Here is a 19,387-nt window from a genome sequence, read left to right on the forward strand (position 1 = left end):
ACAAAAAAAACAGTACACATAAGCAATTATTAATCAGACAAGTAAAACCCTGTTCAATCAACCCCAAAAATCTGCATTTTATCTTAAATTTTACTTCCCGCCATAAAGAATAATTAGTTTTGATTGATTTATTTTTTAGTCCCCAAAAAAAATATTATGAAACAATCCTACTTAACCAAACACGATTATTATCGTGTATCTTATTCTTTTTTTATTTTTAAAAAAGAAATATTAAAAACCAGATCTTTTCTATTTAAAACTTTTTTAAGTTTTTTCTTTGTTGTTTATAGTATCAATAATACTCATGCTCAGTATTGCACCCCTAATAACTTGGGCGATAACAGTTCTTTCCATATTACAAATATAACTATTGGAAGTATAGACAATGCTTCGAATGGAACTGCCTCAAATTATGAATTTTACTCAGCAACTACAGACTTAAATGTTAATCAATCCTATTCTGTAGATGTCGATTTTGCTACAAATTCATATAATACAACAGGCTTAGTTCTTTGGATAGATTATAATAACGATGGAGATTTTGATGATACAGGAGAACAAGTCTATTCAGCAACAGCGACACCTACAACAACATCAGGAACACACTCTTTTTCTGTAACAATCCCGAATACAGCAAGCATAGGTATTACAAGATTGCGACTGTCTTTAAAGCACAATAGTGTTGCAACATCATCATGTACAAATGATTACCAAGCTGGAGAGTTTGAAGATTACAACATCAATATAATAGGTATTAGCAATTCAAATCCTGTAGCTACCAATGACAATTTGAGTGTTTATTCAAATAGTAATTCAGGAACAACTAATCAAATAGATGTATCTACTAATGATAATATTGGCACTTCCAATGGAACAGACGGTAATGATTATTCTTTAAACACAAATGGAACAAACGGAAATGTAACAGAAATAACTGATGGTATCTTCGAATATATTCCAGATGCTGGATTTGTAGGAACAGACAGCTTTACTTACCAGTTATGTGATGCAGGTGGTGTTTGTGATTCAGCAACTGTAAATGTAACTGTTAATTATAGCTTCAACCATTGTACTCCAACATCAACCACTAACGGCTCTAATTACATTACAAACGTAAGCGCAACAGGAGAATCGGGTTCTTTTATCAATAATACAACTGGCGATAATGGAGGTTACGCCGATTTTACAGCAACACTTCCAGCTTTAGAAGTTTATAAAAATAATACCTATACTAGTTCAATCACTGTAAATGGAAACAACATGGGGTGGGCTATTTATATAGATTACAATCAAGACGGCGACTTTAATGATACAGGAGAACTTGCTGCAAATACTGGTGGCGAAGGCACAGGAAATCTAAACTTTACAATTTCAAGTGCTGCCACTACAGGCAATACGGTAATGCGTGTCGGATCCAGGCGTTACTGGCATTCAACAGACCCCTGTGGTAATACAGATGGGCAACCTGAAGAATTTGAAGATTATTTAGTAGACATACAACTAAACCCTACAAGCCCTACAGAAATTGATATTACAGGAAACGGAAATATTATTACAGATGGCTCAACCACTACCAGTAGTGATAATTTTACCAATTTTGGCACAAACGATATTTATGTAACAACCTCTAGAACTTATACAATAACAAATAACGGTTCTACAGATTTAAACCTAACTGGCTCACCAATTGTATCTATTTCAGGAAGTACCGATTTTACAATAAGTGCTCAACCCTCAATTACAACATTATCAAGTGGCGCATCTACAACATTTACTGTAACTTTCAATCCATCAGTTGCAGACCCAAATACTCCAGTATCAGCAATAATTTCTATTGATAATAATGATGCCGACGAAAACCCATATAATTTTGTAATTCAAGGCTATGGAGATCAAACATTTCCTGATACTGATGACGATGGTGTTCCCGATAATATTGATATAGATGATGATAACGACGGTTTAACTGATGAATACGAACAAAGTTCATGTATTTTAAACCCTTCAGGAACAACAACTATAACCACTTATTTAAATGAAGATTTTGGTGCTGGAACGGATAGAAAAACAATCGATGGGGCAACCTATTGCTATGAAGACGGCACGGGCTCATGTAACAGTAACTCCAGTTTAAACGATGGAGAATATGTAGTTTATTACAAAGCCGCAAACGGTGATGGAATAAATAATACACCTAACGGAGAGGTAGCAAGTTGGGCAGATGAATATTGGTATCCAGGTTTAGACCATACAACTGGAGACACTAATGGTAGGATGGCTATGTTTAACGCAGAAGCTGATCCTGGTGTTTTTTATGAAACTACCATAACAGGGGTTAACTCTGGAGTAGATATAACTTATGGGTTCTCTGCAATAAACTTAGATCGTGCCGATTCACCAGGAATAAGCTCTAGGGAAAGACCATCTGTGTTAATTGAAATTTTAGATCCTACAGATAATATTATCACTTCACAATCATCTGGTGACATCCAACCAACCTCTAATTATGTAACAGGAGACTGGGTAAGTGTAAGTGCTACATTTAGCACAACATATACCAGCTTTAAAGTAAGACTCTCTAATGAAGCTCCTGGAGGGTTAGGAAACGATTTAGCTATCGATGATATTTTTGTATATCAAGAATTATGCGATTTAGATGGTGATGGCGTTGAGGATTCTATAGATTTAGACAACGACGATGATGGTATTCCCAACGTTGTAGAATTATTTCTTACAGATAATGATAAAGACGGAACTGTTAACAACGACACTGGTGCCTATGCCTGGGTTGATGCCAATAGTAACGGGCTAATAGATATCTATGATCATCAAGATGCCAACGGCTTAAACCCTGGCGATTCTGGTTTTTCTGGTTCATTAGGAACTCCCATTGATTTAACAGACCCCATTTACGATACCGATGGGGATGGCGTTGTAAATTATTTAGATTTAGACTCAGACAATGATGGGGTTTTCGATACGGTAGAATACGATAATAGAGGAGATATTGATGGCGATGGCGATGGAAATGGGGATGGCTCTGATAAGGAAGTTCTGGATTCCAACGGCGACCCTATAGATAATGATATTTACGATGGTGATGGTATTTTGAATCTTGCTGACAATAATGATGATGATGGCGATGATTCTGACCACGGAACTGCAAATGCATACCCTACACCATTAGACGATGATGGCGATGGTATTCCAAATTATCTAGATATTGATAGTGAAGATAATCCTAACAATTTTTTAAATGGAAGTGACATCGATACTACAGAAATTTATGCACATCTGGATGCTAATAACGATGGTGTAATTGATGGTAATACCGACTCTGATGGCGATGGTATTTTAGATGCTTTCGATACAGATAATACCATATTTGGCTCTCCAAGAGATTTAGATGGAAGTTATACTATATTTTTTGATGGTAGAAACGACTATATAGAAGATGACAACATTATTAATGCGTGGCCAAGTGCAACACTAATGGCCTGGATTAAAATAGAACCAGGAGCTAACGGACAGCGTGTTATATTAGGTCAAGATAGTTTTATTTTAAGGTTAGAAAACGGAAATGGTTTTACTGCGTTTGTAAACGGTCTTACTACAACAACATCTAACCTTACAGAAGGTGTCTGGATACACGTAGCCGCTAGTTATGATGGCATTAACGGAACTTTGAACCAATACATAAACGGGGAGCTTATTAACAGTCTGGGAGTCTCAGGCAATTTACCAACAGACACATCAAACTTTACTATTGGAAGAAACCCAAACACAGATTCAAATTATTTTGAAGGTGAAATAGATGAAGTTAGGGTTTTTAATGCTGCGTTAACTACAGATGAAATCCAAAAAATGGTGTATCAGGAATTAGATGATACAAACACCTTTGATAGCGGTAACATAATTCCTTACAACATAGCAACTACGTTTAACACATCATTAATAAAGTATTATAAAATGGATACTTTTAAAAATGATATAACCGATAATAAAACCACCACAACTATTGATGTTAGCACAGGAGCTAAATTATACAACATAAAAAACATTTACTATCAAACAGCCCCACTACCATACGAAACTGTAGCTGATGGTGATTGGAGTACAGAAGCAACATGGTTACATGGAGATGTTTGGGATATTACCGACGAGACTAATAACAAAGACTGGTCTATCGTGCATGCTAAGCATAATTTAACAACTTCTGAAAGACATGGAACTCTTGGTTTAATTATAGACAATGGGGTTAAACTTGAAATAAATAATGATGTAGAATTACAAAATAGTTGGTATTTAAACCTAGAAGGAATTATTGATTTACAAGGAGAATCTCAATTAGTACAAACAGAAAATAGCACATTAGTAGGAACTGGAGCCTTAGAGAGAGACCAACAAGGTACTGTAAATTTATACACTTACAATTATTGGTCGTCTCCGGTACACACCATAAATCCAAACACAGATATTGATGGGGATGAAAGTTTCTCTATATCAAGTATACTTTTAGATGGAACTGATGCAAGCAACCCCAAAAGCTTTAATTTTGTTGGTGGATACAATGGAAATGAAACTACAACTCCTGTAGAAATTGCCGAATACTGGATGTGGAAATTCGCGAACAAAACCAGCGGTAATTATTATGCTTGGCAGCAAGTAAAAAGTACTGGTCAGTTAAATATTGGCGAAGGTTACACTATGAAAGGCTATGGTTCAGGAGCAGTATCTTCTGAAAATAATTATGTTTTTAATGGTACACCAAACAACGGAACCATAACGTTGACTACTAATGCTGGAAACGATTATTTAGTAGGTAACCCATATCCATCTGCAATAGATGGAAATACTTTTATTCTAGAAAACACCCATACCAATGGAACTTTATATTTTTGGGAACATTTTGGCGGTGGTTCACACGTTTTAAAAGAATACGAAGGGGGTTATGGGCAATATAATTTATCTGGCGGGGTTCCTGCTGTTTCACATTCTGATGTTTCTCAATCTGGCACCTACACAAAAACTCCTGAACGATATATTCCTGTAGGCCAAGGATTTTTTATAACTGCTATATCTGATGGTGATACTACTTTTAAAAACAACCAACGCATTTTTGTTACAGAGTCTAGTTTAAATTCAACCTTTTTAAAAACCAATGACGGAAAAAATTCCAACGATTCTATAACAGATACGCGTACCAAAATTAGATTAAACATTAGTTCTGAAACTGGTTATACCAGACAACTATTAGTTACAGTTGATGAAAATGCAACTATAGACGCCGATTGGGGTTATGATGGTGCTTTAATAGATACTAATGCCTTCGACTCGTATTGGGTTATTGAAGATGAAAAGTATTTAATACAAGGAATAGATACCATAAACACAACAACAACTAAATTACCTTTAGGTGTTAAATCAAACTCTAATACATCTTTTGAAATCGCTATAGAATCTGTAGAATATGCTCCAGAAAACATGGATATTTACATAAAAGATAATACTACAAATACTTACTACAACCTAAACGAAGCAAGTTTTTCTACGAGTATAGAAAAAGAAGAAGTAAATAACCGTTTTGAAATTGTATTTAGTAAAGAACAAGTTTTATCTACTGATAAAGTAGGGTTAACAACACCTTCTTTGGGTGTTTATTACAATACTCAAAATAAAAGTATTATTATTAATAATATAAATAACGAGGAAATCAAAGCTTTACAATTATACAATACGCTTGGTCAAGTTATTTTTGAAAGTAAAATTGAATCTTTTGAAACTAATATTATAGTACCTACCAATGTATCAACAGGATTATATATTGCTAAAGTTTTCACTAGCAACAATGAAACCTCAAAAAAAATGGTAATTAATAATTAAAGAATATTTTATATTAAATAAAAAAAACAGCCTTAAATTAAGGCTGTTTTTTTATTTTTTATACAGTTTAATAAAAGGTAAGCATGAAAAATTTTAAACCATACTACGCTGTTATTTTTACCTCAATACGAGCTAATAATGACAACGATTATAAAATAATGGCAAAAACTATGGAAGATTTAGCACAAAAACAACCCGGTTTTTTAGGTGTTGAAAGCGCAAGAAATGAATTAGGTATTACTATAAGTTATTGGAAAACTCTTGAAAATATTAATTCTTGGAAACAACAAACAGACCATGTTTTGGCTCAAAAATTAGGCAAAGTAAATTGGTACAGCTGGTATAAGGTTAGAATTTGTAAAGTAGAACGGGAATACGAATTTTTTAAAAATTAAATAATAAAATTATCGTAAAGGAAAACCTTTAGCTGCCCACCATGGGTGTATTTCAATTTCTAAACGTCCTGCTTTAACCATTGGGTCTGCACTTGCCAAACTATCTGCCATTTTTTTTGTTGGCACATTATAAATAGTAACTCCACGAATATCACCTTCATCATCAAAAGGTCCAGAAATATCAGCATAACCTAAGTCGTACATTTTTTTTAGGTGTGCTAAATGCGCTTCTTGTAAATCGGCAACTTCTTCTTCGTTTTGTCCGCGAATAGGCCCTTCTTTTAAAAATGCCATAAAATATTGCTGCATTAGTACAGTGTCTTTTGTTTCTTCATCTACATAATCAAAAGTTTTAAAACCTTTTGTTGTAAGTTCTTTTTTTATGTCGGAAACAGATAATTCTATGGGTTCCTCCTTAATTTCATTTACAGTCTCTTGAATAGAATCCGTTTCGGTTAATTCATCTAAATTTAAATTATCGCTTTTTACATCATTTTTACAACCTGTAAAGCCTATTATTATAACTAAAAGCGCTAGTATATATTTCATGTTTACCAATTTTTAAATGGGTTTTTAATTAATTGAGAGTTGTAATATTTAGCGTCTCCAGTTACTTCTTTACCTAACCAAAGTGGCTTTTCAAAACTTTCACTTTCAGACTTTAATTCAACCTCAGCCACAACTAAACCTTGATTATTACCAAAAAACTCATCTATTTCAAAAGTATGGTTTTTAACCTTTACTTCATAACGAATTTTATCTATAATTCCTGGTTCGCAAATATTTAGCAAAGCTTCGGCTTCATGCTTACTAATTTCCTTTTCCCACTCAAACCTAGACATTCCGCTATAAGATGAAGCTCCTTTTATTGTTAAAAAACCAGAATCATCTTTTAAGCGTACTCGTACCGCTCGATCTTTATGAGAATTTAAATACCCCTGCACCAACCGCGTTTGCTTATAAGCTTCTGTTTTAAATGCTTCTGTTTTTACTAAAAATTTACGCTCTATTTCAATCATAAAAAACGCACTGTTATTTTATAAATTCTACTTATTAGTTATAATATGCTATTCAAAATTAATATAATTTTGTTGTATGGTTACTAATTTACCTTTACGAAAAATTATTCATGTAGATATGGATGCGTTTTATGCATCTGTAGAACAAATGGATAAGCCTGAATTAAAAGGAAAACCAATAGCTGTTGGTGGTGGAGGTAAACGAGGCGTTGTTAGTGCTGCGAGCTATGAAGCTAGAAAATTTGGAGTAAAGAGTGCCATGTCTGGCAGTTTAGCCATAAAATTTTGCCCTGAACTCATTTTTGTTAGACCTAATTTTGAGCGTTACTCTGAAATTTCGAAACAAATACGACGTATTTTTTTTGATTATACCGATTTGGTTGAACCACTTTCTTTAGATGAAGCATACCTTGATGTAACTAAAAATAAAAAAGGAAACCCTAGCGCATCTTTAATTGCAAAAGAAATTAGAGCGCGTATTTTTAACGAAATTGGCCTAACAGCCTCAGCTGGTATTTCTATAAATAAATTTATAGCGAAAGTAGCGAGCGATTATAACAAACCTAACGGACAAAAAACCGTGAACCCAGAAGAAGTTATTCAATTTTTAGAACAATTAGATATTCGAAAATTTTATGGCGTTGGTAAAGTTACTGCCGAAAAAATGTACCAGAAAGGTATTTTTACTGGAGCCGATTTAAAACTAAAAACATTAGAGTATTTAGAGATAAATTTTGGAAAATCTGGGCGATATTATTTTAACATTGTTCGAGGCATACATTATAGTGAAGTAAAACCATACCGTATTAGAAAAAGTCTGGCTGCAGAGCGTACATTCAGTGAAAATTTATCTAGCGAAGTATTTATGCTAGAAAAATTAGAGCATATTGCAAACGAAGTATCAAGGCGATTAAAAAAAAATAAAGTAGCAGGTAAAACCATAACACTAAAAATAAAATACAGCGATTTTACGCTGCAAACCCGAAGCAAAACCTTAACTTATTTTATAAGCGACAAAAGCCTTATTCTAGAAACTGCCAAACAGTTACTTTACCAAGAAAAGCTTAATAACTCTGTGAGATTATTAGGTATTTCCTTATCTAATTTAAATACCGAAAAAAAAGAACTTCCTAAACAAAAAAGTGTAAGTGCACAACTTAAATTTGAGTTTTAACTCCTGTAAATTTTCTTTAAAAATTTAGCATCTACAAATTTTTATTTTTCTTATTTTAATTTGGATTTAGTCTAAATAAAGTTAATTTTGTCTAAAAATTATAAGATTTGGTTAAAAAATTACTCTTTTTATTTGCTATTATTTATAACATAAATCTGGTTGCACAAACTGGAACTATTAATGGTTATGTAATATTTGACAATAATGAAACAGCACTAGGCACATCTATAATTATTAAAGGTAATGCTATTGAAAAACTAGCTTCGGTTGGCGTAAATGGAGAGTTTGCTATAAACAACTTACCATTTGGTAATTACACACTAAATTTTAGTTCATTAAATGCTAAAAGCCAAACAAAAAACATTCTCTTAAATTCTAAAAACAAAACTATTAATATCGTTCTTGAGTTAACAGATTATCAAGATTTAAAAGAAGTTGTAGTACAAACAAAAACAGAAAAAAGGAAAATTGAAGACAAAGGTTTTTCTGTTAATGTAATAGAAACAAAAGAAGCAAGCCTACGAAATGTACAAACTAACGAACTTTTAAACACTACGGTTGGGGTAAAATTAAGACAAAATGGCGGTTTAGGCTCTAATGTAGAATACAGTTTAAACGGATTGTCTGGTAACTCGGTTAGTATTTTTATTGATGGCATTCCAATATCTATGTATGGTTCTTCATTTAACCTAAATAGTATACCTCCAGCATTAATAGAACGCATTGAAATTTACAAAGGTGTTGTTCCAGGACATTTAGCTGATGATGCCCTTGGTGGCGCCATAAACATAGTAATGAAAACAGGATCTAAAACTAATTTTAATGCTTCTATTTCATACGGCTCTTTTAATACCTTACAAGTAAATGCTAATGGTTTATATCGCGACGAAAAATCTGGATTTACAGTAAAAGCCTCTGCATTTTATAATTATTCTGATAACAATTACAAAATATCTGGCCCAACTATAGTTGATATTGGTATTGGTGGTGTTGAAACACCTATAACAGCAAGACGCTTTTATGATGCTTATAAATCCTATGGTAGTGTTTTAAATTTAGGGTATACAGACGTTAAATGGGCTGATCAATTTTTTATTGGTGTTACAGGTTCTGATGATTACAAACAAGTACAACACGGTGCCTTTGTAAACAAAATACCTTATAAAGGTCGTTTTCTAGAGTCAGATGCCTTATTGGCTAACCTTGTTTACCTTAAAAAAGATTTTTTAACCAATGGGTTAGATGTAAACATTACAGGGCTTTTTGGTGAACGCCACCGAGTGGTTAACGATACTACAGCTGTTGCTTATAGCTGGACAGGAAATAGAGCAACGAATTTTAGAGGTGAAGAATATGAGTATACTTGGGGCTCACAAAGCGAGCAAGGTCCAACATTACTTAATATAAAACGCCAAGTTTCATCTGTAAGAGCAGGAGTTTCGTATAAAATAAATAATAACCATAAAGTTTTAGTTAATCACTTTTACAGTGGACTTGATAGAGAAGATTCAGACGAAATGGTGTCTTTGCTAGAGAATACGTTTCAATCTACAAGCGATTTGTACAAAAATATAACCTCATTAAGTTACGAATTAAATACATTCGAAAATAAACTTAAACTCAATATTTTTGGTAAACACTACCAACAAAAAGTACTAAACACATCACCAGAATTTAATGATGATGAAACCGAAGTTTTAAAAACAGTTTATAACAGTAATAAAAATTATAATGGCTTTGGCCTTGCAGGATCGTATGCCTTTAAATCAACTGTAACACTTTTAGCTTCTGCCGAAAAAGCTATTAGACTGCCTAGTGAAATAGAAGTTTTTGGCGATGCTGGAGATAACGTGGTAGCTAACCTAAGTGTAAAACCAGAAATTAGTAAAAATATTAATTTAGGATTTCGGTTTGGGAAATTTAAAATAAATTCACACGATTTTACAATTTCTACCAATCTATTTGCCCGAAATATACAAGATTTAATTGGGTTACCAGCAAGTAGCGAAAATAGTTGGGAAAACGATGAACTTGTACAATACGCAAATTTTGACGATAAAACCACTTCAAAAGGTATAGAGCTTCAACTTAGCTATAATTATAAAAACAATTTTGGCTTAAATTTCAACCTTTCTCGTCTTACCTTAGAATACACAAATAGATTTGGAAACACCGTAGATATACCTAATACACCACTATTTACAATAAATGGTAGTTTACGCTATTCTTTCAAAAATATCATCCAAAATAAATCTAGATTAAACCTTTATTACAGCAACTATTTTACAGATGAATTTTTGTATTTAAACCCTCCAGGAGATAATAACACTGGTTATGATGAATTTGTAATTCCTAAACAATTTATACAAGATTTAGGCTTTAGCTACATCTTTCCAGATAAAAAATTGGTGCTAAGCTTTGATGCCAAAAACATATTTGATAAAGCAGCCTACGACAACAGATCTGTACAAAAACCAGGGCGTGCTTTTTATCTAAAACTCAATTATACAATCAATAAATTTTAAAACAACTCTAAAAAATGAAACAAACTATTTTAAACCTTAAAAACTTAGCACTGGTCTTAAGTGCTTTAGTACTATTTACTAGTTGTAGCGACGACGAAACATCAAACATTATTGAGGAAGAAAATGAAGACGATAGCCGTTGGATAACTGTAGCTGGGGCCTTAATGGGAACAAACCCAGGTGATGGTAATGGTGGCACTTTAATATACTCAGTTAGTAAAGAAGACGCACAAGACGAAACCGTACAAATAGACCCATTTAACAACGGTTTTGTAGCACCATCAAATCGTACAGCGCGTTTACAAGCATCTGAAGATGGTAGTACAATATTTAACATTAGTTATGCTGGAGATACAGGCGGGAATTACACAAAATATATTGTTAATGGTGGTAATAACTTTGAGCTTACTGGTTCTGAAATTAGTATAGCTCCATACGTTGGCACTGCACCACGTTGGATTAAATTATTTGATGGCGATCAAACTGGAGCTGCTGTTTATGTATCTACAGAACACCAAGTTAATGATAATGACACTCCAGATGATGTTACCGACGACTACTATACACAAACAAATTCTACAATTGGTATTGTAACACTCGATTTAGTTAATTCTTCAATTAAAAATTTTCAAGAGCACACTATTACATTAAATAATGAAGATGCTGCAAATGGCTACTATATTTCTCGTATAGATATGCCAACTTTAAACACTGCTGGCAATAAATTATATATTGGAGCACGTATAAGTAAAATAGACCCTAGTACTTTAGAAAGCGACAGTGATTACGAAATTTTAGGATCGAAAACAATAGTGCTAGATTACCCATCGCTATTAAACCCAACTATAATTACCTCTGGAATTAGCCATGGAAACACAAATGGATACCGTAGTATTAATGCTTTTGAATACAACGGAAGTGTTTATCAAGCCAACCAAAGCGACCCAGAAGGATCTTATATTTTAAGAATTGATGCAAATAACGAATATGATGATTCTTATGTGTTTAATTTAGATGAAGAATTAGGTGTTACAGGGGCCTATGTTTTAGCTTGGAGACCTACTGAAAACGGTAAAGGTGTTTTAGCATACCGTCACGACGATTCTGTTGAAGGAATTTCTGGAAGAGGAGAAAGTTATTTTGCTTTAATAGATTTGAATGCAAAAACAGCAACAAAAATAACCGATATTCCTTATGATGTAGATTTCGAATTATTCCAATATCAAGGTTACGCCGTTGATGGTACTGATATTTATTTAACTGCTGCTTCTGTTGGAGAAAACGGGAATATTTATGTTGTAGATACAGAAACTGGTATTGTTACAAAAGGTGCAGAGTTAATAAATACTGAAGGTAGCCACTTTATTGGTGCTTGGTAAAACTCAACTTTCATAGCATAAAAAAGCTGTCTTAATAATTTTAAGACAGCTTTTTTTATAAATAATAAAAAGACAATAGTTGTAATATTAATCTTTTGTAATTTCTCGCACTCTTAAAGTATTTACCATACCTTTTTCTTGAATAGGCATTGATGCTAAACTTATTACCATATCGCCTTTTTTAACATAACCTTGCTCTTTAGCAATACGGTTAATATCTCCTACCGTTTCGTCTGTACTTACAAAACTATCATAATAAAAAGCTTTAACACCCCAAAGTAAACTTAAACGAGTTAAAATACGCTTGTTTGATGTAAACACTAAAATATGACACGATGGTCTCCAAGCCGAAATTTGAAACGCTGTGTAACCACTATTCGTTAACGTTGAAATAGCCGTAGCATCAATTTCGTTAGCCATAATAGCAGCGTGATAACAAATAGATTTTGTAATAAAACGATTTGTACGAATATGTGGTGGTAATTGTGGTACTTTAATTAATTCAGAATCTTCTACATTCTTTAAAATACTTGCCATTTTTTGAATAACCTGCACCGGATATTTACCAACCGAAGTTTCTCCAGAAAGCATTACCGCATCAGCACCATCCATAACCGAGTTAGCAACATCGTTTACCTCTGCTCGGGTTGGTGTTAAACTAGTAATCATGGTTTCCATCATTTGGGTAGCAATAATTACAGGTATTCTTGCTTTTTTAGCTCGAAGCACTAATTCTTTTTGAATTAAAGGAACTTCTTCTGCAGGTACCTCTACACCTAAATCGCCACGAGCCACCATTAAACCGTCACAATGTGCAACAATTTTGTCTATATTTTCAACAGCTTCTGGCTTTTCAATTTTAGCTACTATAGGAATTTTATGATCGCTATGCTTTTCTATTAACTCGCTTAGTTGTTTTAAATCCTCTGCATGACGCACAAATGATAAAGCAATCCAATCTACATTTTGTGAAATTGCAAAAATAGCATCATCAATATCTTTTTTTGTTAAAGCCGGCTGCGAAATGTTGGTATTTGGCAAGTTTACCCCTTTTTTAGATTTTAAAGGGCCTCCTTGAATAACTTTGGCTGTTACTTCGCTTTTATCGTCAGTTGATACTACTTCAAAAATTAGTTTACCATCATCTAAAAGTATACGCTCTCCTGGTTTTGCATCTTGTGGGAAGCTTTTATATGTCATGTAAACACGTTCTTTTGTGCCTTCAAAACGCTCACCAGTTGCAAAAACAATTTCGTCTCCTGGGTTAACAACAACTTCTTCTTTCATGACACCAACACGAAGTTTAGGTCCTTGCAAATCTGCTAAAATTGCAGCAGTATAACCATGCTCTTCGTTTAGTTCTCGTATCATTTTAATACGCTCGGTTACATCGCTATAATCGGCATGAGAAAAATTTATTCTAAATACATTTACACCAGCTTCTAGCATACCTTTTAATACCTCTTTGGTACTGGTTGCTGGGCCTAATGTGGCTACTATTTTTGTTTTTTTGTTGATCGACATTAGCTAAAAATTAAATTGTCCTTAGATTTTATATCATTCATATTAATACCATAAGCTGTTGCTATGTGTGGTATTTTTAAAATATTGTTTACTAATAGTTTAAGTTTAGCTGCACTAAACTCAAAATCTATTTTTAAAAAGTAATTTACCGTTTTAAATTCTGGCAATAAATAAGACGATTTTATTACTTTCTGTTGGTTTTTAAATAATGAATTTAAATCCAAATCTTGCAACACTTCTGTTTTACAAAGATTTGAAACTAAATGCCATGCGACTTGCTGGTTTTCATCATCCCAATTATAAATAGAGTATGAAACTGCTCCTTTATTAAACTGTAAATCTGATGGTTTACGGATTAAAGATATACTTAAATTTTTATTTAAAAGATATGCTAATCGGTAATCTTCTAAATTACAATGTATAGCTATTAAAGTAAATTGTGCTTCGGAAAAAGCATCATCAAGAATAAGTTTGTGAACAGCCATAACTTATATTTAAGCGTAAATATAACATTATTAACTGTGCAATTTGTTAAGTTTATATCAATCTTAAGAACAAATTACACTATAACGTTATAGTTTTATTCCTTTAACTGTTTTACTTTTTAATAATTTGATTTTGGAGTGCAAAAAAAGCTCGCTTAGATGCCTTTTCTTCTGCTTTTTTCTTTGAGGTTGCTCTTGCTTTAGATATAACCTTATTATTTATTGTAAGTTTTACCGAAAAATGTTTAAGCTCATCATTACCGGTATCATCATAAACGGTATAATTAAATGTTTTTTTCTCTTTTTGGCACCACTCAATTAATAAACTTTTATAACTTATTACTTTTCCTTCTAAAGTTTCAATATCTACATAAGGTATAATAACGCGTTTGTATATAAATTTTTCACAGTATTTATAACCACGATCTAAAAATATGGCACCTATTAGGGCTTCAAATAAATTACCATGAATATTATCACCGAATTGGCCTGCAGGAATTTTACTTTCAACCAGTCTTATTAGACTAAGCTCTTTACCTAATTCGTTTAAATGCTCACGACTAACAACTTTAGATCTCATTTTGGTAAGATAACCTTCATCTCCGCTAGGAACTTCAAGGTATAAATGCGATGCAATTACAGAACTTAACATAGCATCGCCTAAAAATTCTAAACGTTCGTAATTTATGGCATTTCCTTTACTATCTTTTATATTCATAGATCGATGTGTAAAGGCCTTTTTATAAAATTTCAGCTCTTTTGGTTTAAAGCCTAATATTTTATTTATTTCCATAAAAAAATTCCCGTTACGTTTAAAACGGGAATTTAATATGTTACGAATGTTTTTCATTCGGGATTTAATCTATTTTTTTGAATAATACACAGGCGTTATGTCCACCAAATCCAAAGGTATTACTCATAGCAACTTTAACGTCTCTTTTTTCTGGTTTATTTAGAGTTAAGTTTAAACTTGCATCAATATTTTCATCTACAACTTTATGATTAATTGTTGGAGGTACTACACCATGCTCTATAGCTAATATAGATGCAATAGATTCTATAGCTCCTGCAGCACCAAGTAAATGGCCTGTCATTGATTTTGTAGAGTTAATATTAATGTTTTTTGCATGGTCTCCAAACACTTCGGTTATCGCTTTAAGTTCGGCAACATCTCCTAATGGTGTAGATGTACCGTGTGTGTTAATATGATCGACTTCCTCTGGTTTCATTCCAGCATTTTCTAAACAATTTCTCATAACAGCCATTACACCTATACCTTCTGGATGTGGCGCTGTCATGTGGTGAGCGTCTGATGACATACCTCCGCCTACAACTTCGGCGTAAATTTTGGCACCTCTAGCTTTAGCATGTTCATATTCTTCAAGAATAATTGCACCGGCTCCTTCACCTAAAACAAAACCATCTCTGGTTCCATCAAAAGGTCTTGAAGCTGTTTCTGGGCTATCGTTTCTTGTAGATAGTGCATGCATAGCATTAAAACCTCCCATTCCAGCAATGGTAACAGCGGCTTCACTACCTCCTGTAACAATTACATCACAGTGCCCTAAACGTATATAGTTTAAAGCATCAATCATGGCGTTTGCCGATGATGCACATGCCGATACTGTGGTATAATTTGGACCCATAAATCCATTTTTAATAGATATATTTCCTGGGGCTATATCAGCTATCATTTTTGGTATAAAAAATGGGTTAAAACGTGGTGTTCCATCGCCACTGGCAAAATTTAACACTTCGTTTTGAAAGGTTTCTAAACCACCTATTCCTGCACCCCAAATAACACCAACTCGCAATTTGTTAACTTCGTCAAGGTTTAGCTTAGCATCTGCAATTGCTTCATCTGAAGCAACCATGGCATATTGCGTAAACCTATCCATTTTTCGAGCTTCTTTTCTATCAAGAAAATCTGTTGCGTTAAAGTTTTTTAATTCGCAAGCGAATTTTGTCTTAAACTTTTCGGTATCAAAATAGGTTATAGGCGCAGCACCACTTTTACCACTAATAAGGCCTTCCCAATATTCATCTTTGGTATTGCCTATAGGTGTTAAAGCCCCTAATCCTGTGACTACAACTCGCTTTAATTCCATAAAGTAAATTTACTTATTTTGCTGCTTCTATGTAAGAGATAGCCTGACCAACTGTTGCAATGTTCTCAGCTTGATCGTCTGGGATTTGAATATCGAATTCTTTTTCAAACTCCATTATTAATTCTACAGTGTCTAAAGAGTCTGCTCCTAAATCGTTAGTGAAGCTAGCTTCTGTTACTACTTCGTTTTCATCAACTCCTAATTTGTCTACGATAATCGCTTTTACTCTTGATGCAATGTCTGACATAATTTTTTAATTTAAGGTTTTAATTAGTTGGCAAAAATAAAAAACTTTATTTTTAAAACACATGTTTAGTATAAAAATGTGAATCTAAATTTAATAAAATCATTTTAAGTAATTCTATTTTACCTACTAAATGTTAATAATTATTCTTTTTTTTGCTGTAACAATTTTAACATTTATAGTCTGTTTATGAAACGTGTGGTAATTTTTGCGTCCGGAAGTGGTACTAATGCTGAAAATTTAATTAAGTTTTTTCACAACAGCAATAATGCTTCTGTTATTCAGGTACTTACTAACAATCCGCATGCCAAAGTTTTAGAGCGTGCAAAAAAACTTAAGGTTAGCGCACTATCGTTTAATCGAATTGCTTTTACCAAAACCAACGATGTCCTTAACATTTTAAAAGCCAATAAACCAGACCTTATTATACTAGCAGGTTTTTTATGGAAATTTCCCGAATTTATTTTAAATGAGTTTGAAAATAAGGTAATAAATGTGCACCCTGCTCTGTTACCAAAATTTGGAGGAAAAGGTATGTATGGCATGAATGTACATAAAGCTGTGGTTGAAAATAAAGAAACCGAAACAGGCATTACCATACACTTTGTAAACGAAAATTACGATGAAGGTGCCACTATTTTTCAAGCCAAATGTGATATTTACCCTGAAGATACTGCTGAAGATGTTGCTGCAAAAATTCATAAGTTAGAAATGGAGCATTTCCCAAAAGTAGTGGAGAAACTCTTGAATAAATAAGAACTTGAATTTATAAAATTCGCTTTCGCGGAAGCTAAAAATGAGTAAAAAAAAGAAGAAATATTATACCGTTTGGAAAGGCCATAAAACTGGTGTTTTTGAATCTTGGAATGATTGCAAAGCGCAAATAACAAATTTTGAAGGTGCTCAATATAAATCGTTCCTAACATTTGATGCTGCAAAAAAAGCTTTAAACGGTAATTATTTCGATTTTGTTGGAAAAAATAAAAGTTTTAAAAGCGCGCTCTCTAAAATCGAATTAAAAAAAATTGGTAAACCTAACTATAATTCCATTTCTGTAGACGCTGCTTCAAGCGGAAACCCTGGAAAAATGGAATATCGTGGTGTTGATACTAAAACTAAAAAGCAGCTATTTATACAAGGTCCTTTTGAACAAGGCACCAACAACATAGGTGAATTTTTAGCTATTGTTCATGGGCTAGCGCTTCTTAAAAAAAATAATAGCAATAAAATACTTTACACCGATTCGCGAACCGCGATAAGTTGGGTAAAAAAGAAAAACTGCAATACCAAATTAGAACGTAACAATAAAAACAAACCTCTTTTCGAGTTAGTAGACAGAGCCGTTACTTGGTTAAAAAACAACACTTATAATACAACTATTGTAAAATGGGAAACCAAAGCCTGGGGTGAAATTCCTGCTGATTTTGGCAGAAAATAAATTTTATTTATGAGTAAAAACCTATATAACAAGACGAAAATTTTGATATATTTATATCTGAGTGTAATTTTTGTTGCCTTAAAAAAGGCATATTTTGCAACAAATCGGCGCTGATTATACATTATAGTTGCTATTTAATTTCAAACAAAAAACAGAATCATGTGGCTGTAGAGCACGTTGTTCTGCTACAGCAACTAATACCGAAACTGGATAATCAGTAACATTTTACGCTAGTGCTTCTGCCGATTTTTGTGATGTTGCAATTTCAATGTGTCAATCTAGAGCTATGAGTTACGCTAATAAATATATATAGCTGATCAATAAAATCTATAAATCAAATACTAAATCTTCTAAAAACAAAGATTTAGTATTTTAAAAATCACACAATGAAACTTGTTTTTTTTATAGCCTTAATATTATCAAGCATTTTTTATGCTAATGCTCAAAACGATTCGATAATGGTCTACAAGGTAGAATATGAACGTAAAATTACTCCTGAAAATTTTACTAAATCTTTCTATGCTTGTTTAGAACTTAAATATTACCTCGAATTAAATTTTTCTGTTTTTGATTCATGTGACCCTTCAAATTCTGACGGTCTAGAAATAATTAATGATAAAGATGAAGATTCTCATTTTTATTACACACCAAAAGGAAAAAACATACGTTGTGTAATCAAAGATTATAGTAATAACAAGCTACTTAACAAACAAGAAATAGCAAAAAAATATTTTACAATAAAAGATTCTTTAAATATTTTTAACTGGAAAATAAAAACTGAAACAAAAGATATTTTAGGCCATAAATGCCAATTAGCAGAAATGAAATTTAGAGATCGTGATTACACCGCGTGGTTTAGCCCAGATTTACCTGTCGGTGGTCCATGGAAATATGATGGTTTGCCCGGAATGATTTTAGAGATTAAAAGCAATACTCCTTTTATTGAATTTAAGGCCAATGCTATTATTTCTAAAAAAATACCTGCTAGACCAATAGATAACCCATTGGAAAAAAATAAAAAAATAACCTGGTCTCAATTTAAAAGCATTTACAAAAAGAAAGCTATTGAATTAAGTAATTTTAATCCAGAAAAAACATCTGGAGCTATAATCCTTCCAAGAAAAGGAATTGAGCGTTACATAGAAGAAGATGATACGGATTATATTGCAGACAAAGAATTTAAAAAGCAACTATCTGAGAAATAAAACACTTT

The 19,387-nt window shown here is 32.8% G+C and carries 15 protein-coding genes; 8 read left to right on the forward strand and 7 right to left on the reverse strand.

Going from position 1 to position 19,387, the window contains the following annotated elements; all coding sequences use genetic code 11:
- Positions 1-156 precede the first annotated feature (156 nt).
- Together LG649_RS04850 and LG649_RS04855 are read left to right on the forward strand one after the other, a co-directional pair.
- A complete protein-coding gene (locus LG649_RS04850; RefSeq protein ID WP_226541665.1) occupies positions 157-5,883 on the forward strand; it encodes a GEVED domain-containing protein in 5,727 nt (1,908 codons plus the stop codon).
- Positions 5,884-5,966: 83 nt separating this feature from the next.
- Positions 5,967-6,278: an antibiotic biosynthesis monooxygenase family protein gene (locus LG649_RS04855; RefSeq protein WP_226541668.1), complete on the forward strand. Its 312-nt coding sequence runs from the start codon at positions 5,967-5,969 to the stop codon at positions 6,276-6,278.
- A 9-nt stretch (positions 6,279-6,287) separates the two neighbouring features.
- On the opposite strand, the gene LG649_RS04860 is transcribed toward LG649_RS04855, so the two are convergent.
- Together LG649_RS04860 and LG649_RS04865 are read right to left on the reverse strand one after the other, a co-directional pair.
- Entirely contained in the window at positions 6,288-6,827 is a 540-nt protein-coding gene (locus LG649_RS04860) for a YciI family protein (protein WP_226541671.1), read from the reverse strand.
- A 2-nt stretch (positions 6,828-6,829) separates the two neighbouring features.
- The gene (locus LG649_RS04865; RefSeq protein ID WP_226541674.1) at positions 6,830-7,297 is read right to left on the reverse strand and encodes a CYTH domain-containing protein; all 468 of its coding nucleotides are present in this window, start codon (positions 7,295-7,297) and stop codon (positions 6,830-6,832) included.
- 76 nt (positions 7,298-7,373) lie between these two features.
- Here LG649_RS04865 and dinB point away from each other — a divergent pair, with 76 nt between their 5' ends.
- The 3 genes from dinB (at position 7,374) to LG649_RS04880 (ending at position 12,375) form a co-directional block, all read left to right on the forward strand.
- Positions 7,374-8,471 (forward strand): DNA polymerase IV, encoded by a 1,098-nt coding sequence (dinB, locus tag LG649_RS04870; RefSeq protein ID WP_226541685.1) that lies wholly within the window; start codon positions 7,374-7,376, stop codon positions 8,469-8,471.
- 107 nt (positions 8,472-8,578) lie between these two features.
- Complete coding sequence (locus LG649_RS04875; RefSeq protein ID WP_226541687.1) at positions 8,579-10,996, forward strand: TonB-dependent receptor; 2,418 nt, start codon at positions 8,579-8,581, stop codon at positions 10,994-10,996.
- A gap of 14 nt (positions 10,997-11,010) precedes the next feature.
- Positions 11,011-12,375 carry a hypothetical protein gene (locus tag LG649_RS04880; RefSeq protein ID WP_226541689.1) on the forward strand — a complete coding sequence of 455 codons (1,365 nt, stop codon included), beginning with the start codon at positions 11,011-11,013 and terminating at the stop codon, positions 12,373-12,375.
- 87 nt (positions 12,376-12,462) lie between these two features.
- Here LG649_RS04880 and pyk read toward each other — a convergent pair whose 3' ends face one another.
- The 5 genes from pyk to LG649_RS04905 form a co-directional block, all read right to left on the reverse strand.
- The gene (pyk, locus tag LG649_RS04885) at positions 12,463-13,899 is read right to left on the reverse strand and encodes a pyruvate kinase (RefSeq protein ID WP_226541691.1); all 1,437 of its coding nucleotides are present in this window, start codon (positions 13,897-13,899) and stop codon (positions 12,463-12,465) included.
- Complete coding sequence (locus tag LG649_RS04890; RefSeq protein ID WP_226541693.1) at positions 13,899-14,384, reverse strand: IPExxxVDY family protein; 486 nt, start codon at positions 14,382-14,384, stop codon at positions 13,899-13,901. Before LG649_RS04890 ends, pyk begins: the two co-directional genes overlap by 1 nt.
- 112 nt (positions 14,385-14,496) lie before the next feature.
- The gene (gene rnc, locus LG649_RS04895) at positions 14,497-15,234 is read right to left on the reverse strand and encodes a ribonuclease III (protein WP_226541695.1); all 738 of its coding nucleotides are present in this window, start codon (positions 15,232-15,234) and stop codon (positions 14,497-14,499) included.
- 7 nt (positions 15,235-15,241) lie between these two features.
- Complete coding sequence (gene fabF, locus LG649_RS04900; protein WP_226541697.1) at positions 15,242-16,492, reverse strand: beta-ketoacyl-ACP synthase II; 1,251 nt, start codon at positions 16,490-16,492, stop codon at positions 15,242-15,244.
- Between the two features lie 13 nt (positions 16,493-16,505).
- The gene (locus LG649_RS04905; protein WP_007647141.1) at positions 16,506-16,739 is read right to left on the reverse strand and encodes an acyl carrier protein; all 234 of its coding nucleotides are present in this window, start codon (positions 16,737-16,739) and stop codon (positions 16,506-16,508) included.
- Positions 16,740-16,925: 186 nt separating this feature from the next.
- On the opposite strand from LG649_RS04905, the gene purN reads away from it, so the two are divergent.
- The 3 genes from purN (at position 16,926) to LG649_RS04920 (ending at position 19,379) form a co-directional block, all read left to right on the forward strand.
- Positions 16,926-17,492, forward strand: a complete 567-nt coding sequence (purN, locus tag LG649_RS04910; RefSeq protein WP_226541699.1) for a phosphoribosylglycinamide formyltransferase — start codon at positions 16,926-16,928, stop codon at positions 17,490-17,492.
- 40 nt (positions 17,493-17,532) lie between these two features.
- Positions 17,533-18,174 (forward strand): ribonuclease H1 domain-containing protein, encoded by a 642-nt coding sequence (locus LG649_RS04915; protein WP_226541702.1) that lies wholly within the window; start codon positions 17,533-17,535, stop codon positions 18,172-18,174.
- A gap of 386 nt (positions 18,175-18,560) precedes the next feature.
- On the forward strand, positions 18,561-19,379 hold the full coding sequence (locus LG649_RS04920; RefSeq protein WP_226541705.1) for a GLPGLI family protein: 819 nt from the start codon (positions 18,561-18,563) through the stop codon (positions 19,377-19,379).
- Positions 19,380-19,387: the final 8 nt, after the last annotated feature.

Origin of the sequence: Neotamlana laminarinivorans (assembly GCF_020523925.1) — a bacterium.
Taxonomy (GTDB): Bacteria; Bacteroidota; Bacteroidia; order Flavobacteriales; family Flavobacteriaceae; genus Neotamlana; species Neotamlana laminarinivorans.

What these genes read in the sequence shown, in the direction of transcription:
- LG649_RS04880 (WP_226541689.1), top strand. Translation starts at nt 11,011, where the DNA reads ATGAAACAAACTATTTTAAACCTTAAAAACTTAGCACTGGTCTTAAGT.
- fabF (WP_226541697.1), bottom strand. Translation starts at nt 16,492, where the DNA reads ATGGAATTAAAGCGAGTTGTAGTCACAGGATTAGGGGCTTTAACACCT.
- rnc (WP_226541695.1), bottom strand. Translation starts at nt 15,234, where the DNA reads ATGAAAAACATTCGTAACATATTAAATTCCCGTTTTAAACGTAACGGG.
- purN (WP_226541699.1), top strand. Translation starts at nt 16,926, where the DNA reads ATGAAACGTGTGGTAATTTTTGCGTCCGGAAGTGGTACTAATGCTGAA.
- LG649_RS04905 (WP_007647141.1), bottom strand. Translation starts at nt 16,739, where the DNA reads ATGTCAGACATTGCATCAAGAGTAAAAGCGATTATCGTAGACAAATTA.
- LG649_RS04890 (WP_226541693.1), bottom strand. Translation starts at nt 14,384, where the DNA reads ATGGCTGTTCACAAACTTATTCTTGATGATGCTTTTTCCGAAGCACAA.
- LG649_RS04865 (WP_226541674.1), bottom strand. Translation starts at nt 7,297, where the DNA reads ATGATTGAAATAGAGCGTAAATTTTTAGTAAAAACAGAAGCATTTAAA.
- pyk (WP_226541691.1), bottom strand. Translation starts at nt 13,899, where the DNA reads ATGTCGATCAACAAAAAAACAAAAATAGTAGCCACATTAGGCCCAGCA.
- LG649_RS04915 (WP_226541702.1), top strand. Translation starts at nt 17,533, where the DNA reads ATGAGTAAAAAAAAGAAGAAATATTATACCGTTTGGAAAGGCCATAAA.
- LG649_RS04860 (WP_226541671.1), bottom strand. Translation starts at nt 6,827, where the DNA reads ATGAAATATATACTAGCGCTTTTAGTTATAATAATAGGCTTTACAGGT.
- LG649_RS04920 (WP_226541705.1), top strand. Translation starts at nt 18,561, where the DNA reads ATGAAACTTGTTTTTTTTATAGCCTTAATATTATCAAGCATTTTTTAT.
- LG649_RS04850 (WP_226541665.1), top strand. Translation starts at nt 157, where the DNA reads ATGAAACAATCCTACTTAACCAAACACGATTATTATCGTGTATCTTAT.
- LG649_RS04855 (WP_226541668.1), top strand. Translation starts at nt 5,967, where the DNA reads ATGAAAAATTTTAAACCATACTACGCTGTTATTTTTACCTCAATACGA.
- dinB (WP_226541685.1), top strand. Translation starts at nt 7,374, where the DNA reads ATGGTTACTAATTTACCTTTACGAAAAATTATTCATGTAGATATGGAT.